The sequence below is a fragment of the Mesorhizobium robiniae genome (assembly GCF_040545535.1).
Classification (GTDB): Bacteria; Pseudomonadota; Alphaproteobacteria; order Rhizobiales; family Rhizobiaceae; genus Mesorhizobium; species Mesorhizobium robiniae.
On sequence record NZ_JBEPMC010000003.1, the window covers coordinates 406,531 to 418,118 of the forward strand.

At 60.8% G+C, this 11,588-nt stretch carries 10 protein-coding genes; 4 read left to right on the forward strand and 6 right to left on the reverse strand.

The features are described from left to right. Positions 1-28: 28 nt before the first annotated feature. The gene (locus ABID19_RS10150) at positions 29-166 is read left to right on the forward strand and encodes a hypothetical protein (protein ID WP_354490136.1); all 138 of its coding nucleotides are present in this window, start codon (positions 29-31) and stop codon (positions 164-166) included. Positions 167-199: 33 nt separating this feature from the next. On the opposite strand, the gene ABID19_RS10155 is transcribed toward ABID19_RS10150, so the two are convergent. The 4 genes from ABID19_RS10155 to ABID19_RS10170 all read right to left on the reverse strand — a co-directional run bounded on the left by ABID19_RS10155 (position 200) and on the right by ABID19_RS10170 (position 3,540). Further along, entirely contained in the window at positions 200-1,924 is a 1,725-nt protein-coding gene (locus tag ABID19_RS10155) for a SulP family inorganic anion transporter (protein ID WP_354490138.1), read from the reverse strand. A 107-nt stretch (positions 1,925-2,031) separates the two neighbouring features. Then, complete coding sequence (locus tag ABID19_RS10160; RefSeq protein ID WP_354490140.1) at positions 2,032-2,301, reverse strand: helix-turn-helix domain-containing protein; 270 nt, start codon at positions 2,299-2,301, stop codon at positions 2,032-2,034. 189 nt (positions 2,302-2,490) lie between these two features. After that, positions 2,491-3,189: a phosphatase PAP2 family protein gene (locus ABID19_RS10165; RefSeq protein WP_354490142.1), complete on the reverse strand. Its 699-nt coding sequence runs from the start codon at positions 3,187-3,189 to the stop codon at positions 2,491-2,493. A 12-nt stretch (positions 3,190-3,201) separates the two neighbouring features. After that, entirely contained in the window at positions 3,202-3,540 is a 339-nt protein-coding gene (locus ABID19_RS10170; protein WP_354490144.1) for a hypothetical protein, read from the reverse strand. 206 nt (positions 3,541-3,746) lie between these two features. On the opposite strand from ABID19_RS10170, the gene ABID19_RS10175 reads away from it, so the two are divergent. Both ABID19_RS10175 and ABID19_RS10180 read left to right on the forward strand, forming a co-directional pair. Next, complete coding sequence (locus ABID19_RS10175; protein ID WP_354490146.1) at positions 3,747-5,753, forward strand: PhoX family protein; 2,007 nt, start codon at positions 3,747-3,749, stop codon at positions 5,751-5,753. Positions 5,754-6,033: 280 nt separating this feature from the next. After that, on the forward strand, positions 6,034-7,071 hold the full coding sequence (locus tag ABID19_RS10180; protein ID WP_354490148.1) for a phosphatidylglycerol lysyltransferase domain-containing protein: 1,038 nt from the start codon (positions 6,034-6,036) through the stop codon (positions 7,069-7,071). Positions 7,072-7,274: 203 nt separating this feature from the next. On the opposite strand, the gene ABID19_RS10185 is transcribed toward ABID19_RS10180, so the two are convergent. Together ABID19_RS10185 and ABID19_RS10190 are read right to left on the reverse strand one after the other, a co-directional pair. Continuing rightward, on the reverse strand, positions 7,275-8,036 hold the full coding sequence (locus ABID19_RS10185) for an ABC transporter permease (protein ID WP_352927598.1): 762 nt from the start codon (positions 8,034-8,036) through the stop codon (positions 7,275-7,277). Next, on the reverse strand, positions 8,033-8,959 hold the full coding sequence (locus tag ABID19_RS10190) for an ABC transporter ATP-binding protein (protein WP_354490150.1): 927 nt from the start codon (positions 8,957-8,959) through the stop codon (positions 8,033-8,035). Before ABID19_RS10190 ends, ABID19_RS10185 begins: the two co-directional genes overlap by 4 nt. Before the next feature lie 345 nt (positions 8,960-9,304). Between ABID19_RS10190 and ABID19_RS10195 the strand changes: the two genes are divergently transcribed. Beyond that, positions 9,305-11,011, forward strand: a complete 1,707-nt coding sequence (locus ABID19_RS10195) for a phospholipase D-like domain-containing protein (protein ID WP_354490151.1) — start codon at positions 9,305-9,307, stop codon at positions 11,009-11,011. Positions 11,012-11,588 lie beyond the last annotated feature (577 nt).

Here is an 11,588-nt window from a genome sequence, read left to right on the forward strand (position 1 = left end):
GATCACTTCGATTTCACGGGGATGTGTCATGCATACTGGCAAATCAGTGCGCGAACTCTACCATGAATGTGGTTCCATTTTTGAAGCGCGGCTGCAAAGAGCAAAAATGTCCGGACAAAAGATCATGGTGGAAACTGAAGCAACGGGCGGACATCCTTGCACCTGACAAATGACCCACTGACCGGTAAAATCCTGATCGCTAGTCCATCTTCCGCTTCCCTTCCAACTGCGCCCGCGCATCCCTGATCGAAGCGGCGTAGGTCACCAGCGGGCGCTTGACCCCGTGGTTGATCAGCATGCGACGTGCCTGAGGCGAAGCGCCTGAGATGATGAAGCGCACGCCGGCCCGCCTCGCTTTATGGGCTGCGCCCTCGATGACGTTGGCTGCAGTCGAATCGAAGAACGGCACGGCCGAGCAATCGAGGATGAAGTTCTTGCGCTGGTCGGCGATGCGGTCCAGCACCGTGGCGACGGTCGAGGCAGCGCCGAAGAAGAAGGCGCCCGAAATACGGTAGACGACGGTGTCGGTATCGCTGGCTTCACTGGAATCATATGCGTTCGCGGCACCGGTTTGGTCGGCGACATCGTCCTGCACCAATCTCTGATCCGGCTCAACCGCAATGCTCTTGGCCATGCGGTCGATGAACAGGATCGAGCCCAGGGCGAAACCGACGACGATGCCTTCGGTGAGGTCGCGGAAGACGACGATCAGGAAGGTCGCCATCAGCACCAGCGCGTCGCCGCGCGAGGCACGCAGCAACGTGGCGAAGGCCTGCTTCTCGAACATGTTCCAGCACACCACCGCCAGCACGCCGGCGAGGGCTGCAAGCGGGATGTAGCTGGCCAGCGGCGCCGCCACCAGCATCAGGGCAAGCAGGAGGACCGAGTGGATCATGCCCGAAACCGGTCCATGCGCGCCGGCCCGCACGTTGGTCGCCGTTCGGGCGATGGTGCCGGTGGTGCAGATGCCGCCGAACAGGGCCGACGCGATGTTGGCAAAGCCCTGCGCCACGAGTTCGCAATTGGAGCGGTGTCGCCTTCCTGTCATGCCATCGGCGACAACCGCCGACAGCAGCGATTCGATCGCGCCAAGCAGCGCAAAGGCTATGGCGTCCGGCAGGACGTCGATTACCTTGTCGAAGCTGATCGGCGGAAAGGCCGGCATTTGCAGGCTGCGCGGGATGCCGCCGAAGCGCGTGCCGATGGTTTCGGCAGGCAGGGAAAACAGCGCCACGACGAGCGACGCAAGGCCGATGGCAATCAGCATGGCAGGCCATTTCGGCCGCCATCGCTTCATCAGGACAATAGCGACGATGGTCAGTACGGCCACGGAGGTGGCGGCGAGATTGATCGTGCCGGCCGCCTCACTGAGCGCCATCAGCTTCGGCACCAGCGGTCCGGGTTCCTTGCCGGCGAGCTTCAGCCCGAACAGCTCGACGATCTGGCCGGAGACGATGGTGATGGCGATGCCGGCGGTGAAGCCAACGGTCACCGGATAGGGAATGAACTTGATGTAGGTGCCAAGCCTGAGATAGCCGATGGCGAGCAGGAAGATGCCGGCCATCATCGTCGCCAGCAGCAACCCGTCGACACCGACCCGCGCCACCGTTGCCGCTACCAGCACGATGAAGGCGCCGGCCGGCCCGCCGATCTGGAAGCGGCTGCCGCCGAGCGCCGAGACGAGGAAGCCGCCGATAATGGACGTGTAGAGCCCGCGCTCCGGCGTCACGCCGGAGGCGACCGCGATCGCCATCGACAGCGGCAGCGCCACGATGGCCACGGTCAGCCCGGCAATGGCATCGGCCTTGAAGTGCTCTGCTGTGTAGCCCTCGCGCAGCACTGTCACCAGCTTCGGGGTGAACAGTTCAGAAAATGTCGGCTTTGCCGGTCTTTGGGCCGGTTGATGAATTGCCCGCCGATCCATGGACTGCCTTTCGCTCCTGATGCAGGTCGGCAACGACATGCATAAAAACCAAGGCGGCGAGATCGTCGGCAGGACTGTCGGCGGTCGCCGTCGCGACTTTTAGCGACTCAGCCCGGCGGGCTCTTCGGCACGACCGGCTTGAGGCGCACGCCCCTGCCGCCGCGCTCGCTGGCCTGATTCTCGCCGATCAGTTCCACGCCGGCCTCATCGAGGGCCTGGATGACCTTCATCAGCGTGTCGACCACGCCCCTGACCACGCCGTCGCTCGCTTCCATGCGCTGGATGGTTGGAAGCGAAACCCCGGCGCGCTCGGCAAGCGTCTTCTGATCGATGCCGGCCAGCGCCCTTGCGGCGCGCATCTGCGCGGCAGTGATCATCGGCTAAAAAACCCCGTCTGAGTCTGCATTCCCATGCATAATACCATCATTATCATGTTTCAAGCATCATGATGTATATGTCAGACATGCACGCACCAAGATTGGTTGTGTCCTGCAGAGCCTGCGCGCCAACTGGGACAGCAGGCCCTCGCCGTCACAAATTTCGAGGAGTACTAGCCGCGGCGGCGTTCAGGCGTCGATCTGCCCGCGCCATCGCTGTAGCGCCCATGCGGCCAGCCAGCACAGCATCGCCCAGGCGAAGCCGGCGCACCAGCCGGCCAGCACGTCGGACGGCCAATGAACGCCGAGGTAGACGCGGCTGATGCCGACCAGCACCGTCGTCAGCACTGCCAGCGACAGCACGTAGATCTTCGTCGTTCGCCCGGGCAGGAAGCGCGACGCCATGCTGCCCAGCGTCAAATATGTTACCGCCGACAGCATCGCATGGCCACTCGGAAACGAAAGCGTCGCCACGTCGGCGAGATGCGAGACCAACTCGGGGCGAGGCCTATCGATTCCGAGCTTCAGCGTACTCGACAAGGCCTGCCCGCCCGCCACCGCTACGAAAACGAGAAATGCCGGCCCCGGCCTGTGGATCAGCAGCAGATAGACGATCACCGCAGCGGTGATCAGCACGAGCACGCTGGCGCTGCCGAGGCTGGTGATGTCGCGCATCGCCCCTTCCAGCCATGGCGGTCCGATCGGATCGTCGGGCTGGCCCGCTTCACGGAAGGCAAGCAGGATTTCCGTGTCGAAGGCGTGCGGCGTGGCGTCCCGCGCCACCTCCATCAGTTCCTCGAACCCCCATAGTCCGCCGGCGATGACCAGTCCGGCCAGCAGCACCGGGAATTCGATCCAGCCGAGCAACTTGGTTGTGGTGTTCTTCATCGGCCCTCGCAATTACAATTTTTGCAGATAGGGTCCGAGCGTGATCAGCGCCACCGCTGCGACAGCGAGCACGATCCCGGCCGCCTGCAACGCATTGACGCGCTCGCCGAAGAAGACCAGTGCCACCACGTTCACGGACACAAGCTGGATCACCGCCGACAGGCTGAACGACACCGACATGCCGAATTCACGGATCAGCCTCAGCATGATCAGATTGCCCAGTGAATAGAGCGCCAAGGTCAGAATGATCTTGCCGAGGCTCGGCGCCAGTCCCCATTGCTTGGCCGCCGTCGCCGCCAGAAGGAAGATCACCGTCGAAATGCCGAGCTGCCCCAGTCCCCAAAAACTCACTTTTTGTCCCTCTCAAAGCGGTGCTTCCGTGCCTGCGGCAGATCTTGTTTCCGAAGCGTCGGTCGCGGTCAAGCGGGGCCGACCATAGACACGGAATCGGGACTGGAAATTGGCCGGCAACGTCATCAAACTGTGATCTGCTGGCGATAGCGGTCAGTCAAGCAAGACGCTCCAGCCATCCCAAAGAAGCCAGAGGCAAGCCCCCCATGACTGAACATCGCTCGTCTGAACATCGCGCCCCCGACGCCCAGTTCCGCACCAGCCTGCTCGAGGAAAACGATGGGCCAGGAACCAATCCCACCGACAACCGGACGATGGGCGAAATCATCGCCGCGCGTTTCTCGCGCCGTGGGTTCCTGCAGGGATCGCTCGCGGCGACCGCCATTGCCGTCACCGTCAGTCCGCTGGCGCTGATGCTTGCCGACGATGCCCGCGCCGCCACCGGCTCGGCCTTCACTTTCGACGAGATCGAGGCAGGCGTCGACGACAAGCATCATGTCGCGCCGGGCTATGACGCCGACGTGCTGTTGCGCTGGGGCGATCCGCTGTTTGCCGATTCGCCGGAATTCGATCCGACAAAGCAGTCGGCGCAGGCCCAGGAAAGACAGTTCGGCTACAACAACGACTATGTCGGCTACATCCCGCTCGACGGCTCGGCCGAGCATGGCCTGCTGGTGGTCAACCATGAATACACCAACCCGCATCTGATGTTTCCGGGTCTCGTCACCATCGTCGAGGGTGAGGCCAAGCAGGCGCCGCTGAGCAAGGAACAGGTCGATGTCGAGATGGCCGCGCATGGCGGCACCGTCGTCGAGATCCGCAAGGTATCAGGCAAATGGCAAGTGGTGCGCGACGGCAAGCTCAATCGCCGCATCACCTCCAACACCGAGATCGCACTGTCAGGTCCCGTCGCCGGCCATGACCGCGTCAAGACCAATGCCGACCCGACCGGCACCAAGGTCATCGGCACCGTCAACAATTGCGCCGGCGGCGTCACGCCCTGGGGCACCTATGTCATGGCCGAGGAAAACATCCACGGTTATTTCTCCGGCGAACTGCCGGCCGATCATCCGGAGGCAGCCAACTACAAGCGCCTGGGCATTCCCGAAGGCGCCTATGAGTGGGCGGCGCATTACGACCGTTTCGACCTTGGCAAGGAGCCGAATGAGCCGAACCGCTTTGGCTGGATCGTCGAGGTCGACGTCAACGATCCGAATTCGGTGCCGAAGAAGCGCACAGCCATGGGCCGCTTCAAGCATGAGGGTGCCGAATCGATCGTCGCCAAGGATGGCCGCGTCGTCTTCTACCTCGGCGACGACGAGCGCTTCGATTATGTCTACAAATTCGTCACCACAGGCAAATTCAACGCCGAGGACCGTGCCGCCAACATGGATCTTCTCGACGACGGCACGCTCTACGTTGCCAAATTCGCCGAGGACGGCACGCTTGAGTGGCTGCCGCTGGTTCACGGTCAGGGCCCGTTGACCGCCGAAAACGGTTTTGCCAGCCAGGCCGACGTGCTGATCGGGACAAGGCTTGCCGCCGATCTTCTCGGCGCCACCAAGATGGATCGCCCTGAGGACATCCAGCCCAACCCGACGACCGGCAAGGTCTACGTCATGCTGACCAACAATTCGAAGCGCAAGGCCGAGCAGGTCGACGCCGCCAACCCGCGCGCCGAAAACGCCTTCGGCCATATCATCGAGATCGTCGAGGACGGTGGCGATTTCACTGCTGCCAAGGGCAAGTGGGAAGTGCTGTTGAAATGCGGCGATCCCTCGGTGGCCGAAGTCGGTGCCACCTTCTCGACCGCAACGACCGCCAATGGCTGGTTCGGCATGCCGGATAATTGCGCCATCGATGCGGCCGGCCGGCTCTGGGTCTCGACCGACGGCCAGGGTCCGAAGGCGACCGGTCGCACCGACGGCCTGTGGGCGGTCGACACCGAAGGCGAGGCGCGGGCGACGTCAAAGCTGTTCTTCCGCGTGCCGATCGGCGCAGAAATGTGCGGCCCGCTATTCACGCCTGACGACCAGACCGCCTTCGTTGCAGTCCAGCATCCGGCCGATGGCGGCGAAGACTGGGAGCCTTTTGGCCGTCCCTCTTACTACGAGGACCTGTCGACCCGCTGGCCCGACTTCAAGCCCGATATGCCGGTGCGGCCGTCGGTCGTCGCCATCACCAAACAGGGCGGCGGCAAGATCGCGGTCTAGGGATCGGCTCGCTCCAAGGTCCACGCTGATAAATCGTGAAGGAGGGGTTTCGGTTCGGCCGAAGCCCCTCATTTTTATGCCCAATTGCCAGTTTAGCCCAATTGCTGGGCTTTCGTTCAATTCTCGCTGCTACCATTTCATGGTGTTCACCACCCCAGTTGCGCTCTATAGGGCACATGCGCGATATGATCGACAATCAGACCGCCCAATGAGATTGATTCGAAGCCCGCGAGCTGGCGGGTACTCCCAGTAGTGAAGCGCGGGACGCGGAATCTCGACAATGCCCTCCTTGCGCATTCATTTCGACCGCCTGCTCGAGGGCGCAGCGCCGAAGGTAGAGCGGCGGGAGCTGACGCATGTTCAGCGCCTGGCGCTGGTCCGCCAGCACGGCAATTTTTCGCTCGCCTATTCGACCGCCGTCCAGCGCAACCTTTCCTATTTCGGTGACGCTGACGGCTACATCGCCTTCGGCACCAAAATGAAACACCATTTCGCGCTCGGCGACCCGGTGGTCCATCCGCCCGATCGGCCCGACTATATCAAGCGTTTCGTTGAGGCCGCCGATAACCCGTGGTTCGTGCAGATCGGCGAACAGACGGCGCGTGTGCTGGCCGGGCTCGGATACCAGGTCAACCGTCTCGGCGTGGATACGCGGCTGGTTCTGCCAGCCCATGATTTTTCCGGAAAGCGCAACGAAACCGTGCGCTATTCCGAGCGTTGGCTGTTGAAGAAGGGGTTCTCCTTTGCGGAGGACAAGCGGACCATCTTTCTCGACGAGATCCAGCGGCTATCGCAGAACTGGCGGGCGGACCGCATCGTCAAACGATGGGAGATGGCCTTCCTCAACCGCCCTTTCAGCGATCATCTCGGCGTCGACATGCGCCGCTTCGTCTTGCATGGCCCCGATGGCGAGCTCGTGGCCTTGCTCGATTTCGATCCCCTGTTCAGCGGCGGCGAGGTGATCGGCTACACCACCTCGTTCAAGCGCAAGCATGTCGACGCCACGCCGCATGCCGAGATCGGTCTGACCAAATTCGCAGTCGACCGCTTCCGCGAGCAAGGCGTCTCCGTCGTCACGCTCGGCCTGTCGCCGCTCGTCGACATCGGACCCAGCGGATTTGCCGAAAGCGACTTCTGGCGCACCACCTTCCAGCGCGCCTATGGTTCGCCATGGATCAACCGGAGCAAGTTCAACCTGCAGGGGCAGGCAGCTTTCAAACGCCGCTTCCACGGCATCGAGGAGCCGACCTACATCGCCTTCCGCAAGGGTACCTTCATCGAGATGCTGGGATTGCTCCGCCTGATCAAGGCACTCTAGAGCAATTCCAGGAAAAGTGCGTAGCGGTTTTCCGTTCGGAATTGCGTAAAAACAAACACTTAGAGCGGGTCAGCGATTCTATCAAAAGCTGAACCGCTCTAGGTCCTCGACACAGCGGGCTTGATCGAAGCCTTCTCCCTTCGTCATCCTGGGGCGGAACGAAGCTCCGTCGCGGAGACCCTGGGGTGACGAAGTTGGGACCGTCAGTTCCGCAGCCGGTAGCCGGTCCTGAATATCCACGCGACGACCGCTATGCAGATAAGCAGGAAAACGACGGTCATGCCGAGGCTGATGCCGATCGAGACGTCGGACTTGCCGTAGAAACTCCAGCGAAAGCCGCTGACCAGATAGAGGACAGGATTGAACAGCGTCACCGTGCGCCAGATGCCGGGCAGCATATCGATCGAATAGAAGCTGCCGCCAAGGAAGGTTAGCGGCGTGATGATCAGCAGCGGCACCAGCTGCAGCTGCTCGAAGCTCTTCGCCCAGATGCCGATAATGAACCCGAACAGGCTGAACGTCACCGCCGTCAGCACCAGGAAAGCGAGCATCCAGAACGGATGCTCGATGGTCAGCGGCACGAACAGCGCCGCGGTCGCCAGAATGATCAGGCCGAGTATGATCGACTTGGTCGCCGCACCCCCGACATAGGCGATGATGATCTCCAGATAGGATACCGGCGCCGACAGCAATTCGTAGATCGAACCGACGAATTTCGGGAAGTAGATGGCGAAGGACGCGTTGGAGATCGACTGCGTCAGCAGCGACAGCATGATCAGCCCCGGCACGATGAAAGCGCCGTAGCTGATGCCGTCGATCTCGGTGATGCGCGAGCCGATGGCCGAGCCGAAGACGACGAAATAGAGCGACGTCGAGATGACCGGCGAGACGATGCTCTGCAGCACGGTCCGAAAGGCACGCGCCATCTCCATCTTGTAGATCGCCCAGACTGCTCGCAGGTTCATGCGTCCTTCCTCACCAGATTGACGAAGATCTCCTCGAGCGAGCTGTTTTGCGTGTCGATATCGCGGAACTGGATGCCGGCAGTCTCAAGGTCGCGGAGTAACGAGGCCACGCCCGGCCGTTCGCTCTGGTTGTCGTAGGTATAAGTCAGTTGGTCACCGTTCGGCGAAAGCTCCAGCGCATAGCGCGAAAACGTTTCGGGTATGATGGCAAGCGGGCTGCGCAGCTCCAGCAACAGCCGTTTGCGGCCAAGCGTGCGCATCAGTTCGGCCTTGTCTTCGACCAGCACGATCTCGCCGCGGTTGATGACGCCGACGCGGTCGGCCATCGCCTCGGCCTCCTCGATATAGTGCGTGGTCAGGATGATGGTGACGCCATCCTCGCGCAGCCGGCGCACCATCGCCCACATGTCCTGGCGCAGCTCGACGTCGACGCCGGCTGTCGGCTCGTCGAGAAATAGCACCCTCGGTTCGTGCGATAGCGCCTTGGCGATCATTAGCCGCCGCTTCATGCCGCCGGACAGGGTGATCGCCTTGGCGTCCTTCTTGTCCCACAACGACAGGTCGCGCAGCACCTTCTCGACGAAGGCGGGGTTGGCCGGCTTGCCGAACAGGCCGCGGCTGTAGCTGACGGTCGCCCAAACGCTTTCGAACGCATCGATGGTCAGTTCCTGCGGCACCAGCCCGATCAGGCTGCGCGCTGCCCGATAATCCCGGCCGATATCGTGGCCGTCCACTGTGACCGTGCCCGACGAGCGGTTGACGATACCGCAGACGATCGAGATCAGCGTCGTCTTGCCGGCGCCGTTCGGCCCGAGCAGCGCAAAAATCTCGCCGCGCTCGATATCGAGGTTGATTTCCTTCAGCGCCTTGAAACCGGTGGCGTAGGTCTTGGTGACCCCGGAAATGGAAATGATGGATGGCATGGCTGAAAACGGCTGCTTGAAAGGAGGTTTGTTGATTTTAATCCGCTGAATGTCGGTGCGCGCAGCCGGAAGTCAATGGCACTCCTGACAGTTCTGGACATTGGCATGCGAAGCCGCATCTTCCCCTGCCGCAATCGCGCGATCGCACGCCTAGTTTCGCCATAAAAGCATATTCCATGCTATAGTAGTAGCTACTTCGCTGTGTTCCGTAAAAACGATGAACAAGAGGGGGTTCTCGTGCATTTCAGGTCAAATTCTGTAGACGGCTATGTAATATATGCTGTCTCGGGCACAAACACTGTCTCTTTTGCTGTCGACTACCGACAGGCCGATACGGCGGGCCTGTTGGGTTTTGCGGTTGAGCGCTTCGACCCGAAGGAAGACGAGCGCTATTTCATGTACGGTTTCAAGGTGTTTCCGTCCGTAATTCCCTTTCCCGGCCAGGATATGATCGTCAGTACATATGACCAGCCGATCCAGAGCTTCGTCTGGGATGACTTCACCGCCAAACCAGGTCGCGAATATCGCTATTTCTTTCATCCGCTGAAGGGAAAACCGAGGAATATCGACCGCAGCGCAGCGCCGGTGGAGATTGGCATCCGCACCGAGCCGCTGTTTACCAAGGGCGAGCATGACATCTTCTTCAATCGTGGCGTCGCAAGCAGTCAGGCCTATGCGCGCCAGTTCGACAACAAGGCGCCGGACAAGATCACCGACCCGGTCAAGCGCCAGGCGGCGCTCGACTGGCTGAGCCGCGATCTAGACGAGGCCTTGATCCGCTTCATAGACGGCGTGCAAGCGGGCGATACGCTGCTTGGGTGTTTTTATGAATTCCGCTATCTGCCCGTCGTCAAAAGACTGACGGCCGCCGTCGAACGCGGGGTTATCGTCAAGCTGATCCTTGACGGCAAGGACAACGCCCATATCGACAAGAAGACGGGAAAGCTTGTCGAAAGCTTTCCGCTGGAGGACAGCAAGCGCACGGTGGCCGCCGCCGGATTGCCGGCAGAAAGCGTCGCCTGCTGGCGCGCCGCCAATCCAAGCGACATCCAGCACAACAAGTTTCTGGTGCTTCTGCGCGGCGACCCCGCGGTCGCAGAAGAGGTCTGGACGGGCTCCACCAATCTGTCGGATGGCGGGGTTCATGGGCAAACCAATGTCGGGCACTGGCTTCGCAACAAGGACACTGCCTCGGCGTTCAGCAAATATTGGAAACTGCTGGCAACCGATCCTGGCTCGTTGAAGGGCGACCCACGGGCCGAAGCGACAGCCAAAAAAGCGGCTTACCGCGAGGCGGTGATGGCGTTGCTGCCGACGCCTGGGAAGCTGTCGGAGATTCCAGCCGGAGTGACACCGATCTTCAGCCCGCGAAAGGGCGTTTCAGTTCTTGAGATGTATGTCGAGACGCTTGACGCGGCGGAATCGCTCGCTTGCATCACGCTCGCCTTCGGCGTCAACGCGCTGTTCAAATCCGCACTAGCAGACAATACGCGAGACAGCCACATCTCCTTCCTCATGCTGGAGAAGGAAGACAAGCCGGATCCGGAAAAGCCCGATGCTTTCGTCCGGTTATCCGCAAAGCACAACGTCTACCAGGCTTGGGGATCGTATTTGCGGGACAATCTCTATCGCTGGACCCGCGAGGTCAATGCCGGCATCCTGAAGCTCAACCAGCATGTCGCCTACATTCATTCGAAGTTTCTGTTGAAGGACCCTCTCGGTGCGGACCCGATCGTCATCACCGGGTCGGCAAACTTTTCCGACGCTTCGATCACGGGCAACGACGAGAACATGCTCGTGATCCGCGGCAGCGGAAGGGCTGCCGACATTTACTTCACCGAATTCAACCGTCTCTTCTTCCACTATTATTTCCGATCTGTTCACCAGGCGATACGAGGCAGAGCCGCAGCGGCCGGCAATGCCGCCGCGGACGGGAAGGCGAGCCTTTTCCTGTCCGAAACGGATGAATGGCTCAGCAAATACAAGCCCGGAAGTTTGCGGTCCAAGCGGGTCGGAATGTTCACCGTGATGACGGACCCACAGATCATCTAGGGCACGTCAATATTCAGGTGATGCCGGCCTGCGAACGGCGGTTTCCTGCGCGTCCGGTACTCACGGACCCAAATATCCGCTCCGTTCCGGTTCTCGGGACCCACCATTCTCGGCTCTGCCTGACCTGAATCTAAACACGCCTAGTCCAAAGTCAGGAATGGCCTTATCAACTTCACGGAATCACCGGAGAAGCGTGCCGTCACATCACAGTCGATTGATCGATGACAGGACGGGCATCTAGATGATGCCACGCGATAGCGTCTCGGACTGTCGCAAGCCATCCTTATGAGACGCAAAAACCGTCTCGCCACGCTGCTCCGCTGACGTCTACCCAAATGAGGCGGCCATAAGCGTCTCACTAATCGGAGCGCAAACCGATGATTTTGCGAGAGCTGTAGAAATAATCTGAGCGCAGTCTCACCCAATGTGAGCAGGATGTTGGTATGAATCTCATTTAATGAGAGCATAATTGCGCCGCCATTGCACGCGCGGCACATTCCGAGCAAGAATAACTACAGTTAAGCTTTTCCAGCGAAACTACAGGCGAGAGGGCGCGCACGATCCAAGGTATCAACGG

Coding starts and splice junctions, on each gene's coding strand:
- ABID19_RS10150 (WP_354490136.1), top strand. CDS start 29: ATGCATACTGGCAAATCAGTGCGCGAACTCTACCATGAATGTGGTTCC.
- ABID19_RS10155 (WP_354490138.1), bottom strand. CDS start 1,924: ATGGATCGGCGGGCAATTCATCAACCGGCCCAAAGACCGGCAAAGCCG.
- ABID19_RS10160 (WP_354490140.1), bottom strand. CDS start 2,301: ATGATCACTGCCGCGCAGATGCGCGCCGCAAGGGCGCTGGCCGGCATC.
- ABID19_RS10165 (WP_354490142.1), bottom strand. CDS start 3,189: ATGAAGAACACCACAACCAAGTTGCTCGGCTGGATCGAATTCCCGGTG.
- ABID19_RS10175 (WP_354490146.1), top strand. CDS start 3,747: ATGACTGAACATCGCTCGTCTGAACATCGCGCCCCCGACGCCCAGTTC.
- ABID19_RS10180 (WP_354490148.1), top strand. CDS start 6,034: ATGCCCTCCTTGCGCATTCATTTCGACCGCCTGCTCGAGGGCGCAGCG.
- ABID19_RS10185 (WP_352927598.1), bottom strand. CDS start 8,036: ATGAACCTGCGAGCAGTCTGGGCGATCTACAAGATGGAGATGGCGCGT.
- ABID19_RS10190 (WP_354490150.1), bottom strand. CDS start 8,959: ATGCCATCCATCATTTCCATTTCCGGGGTCACCAAGACCTACGCCACC.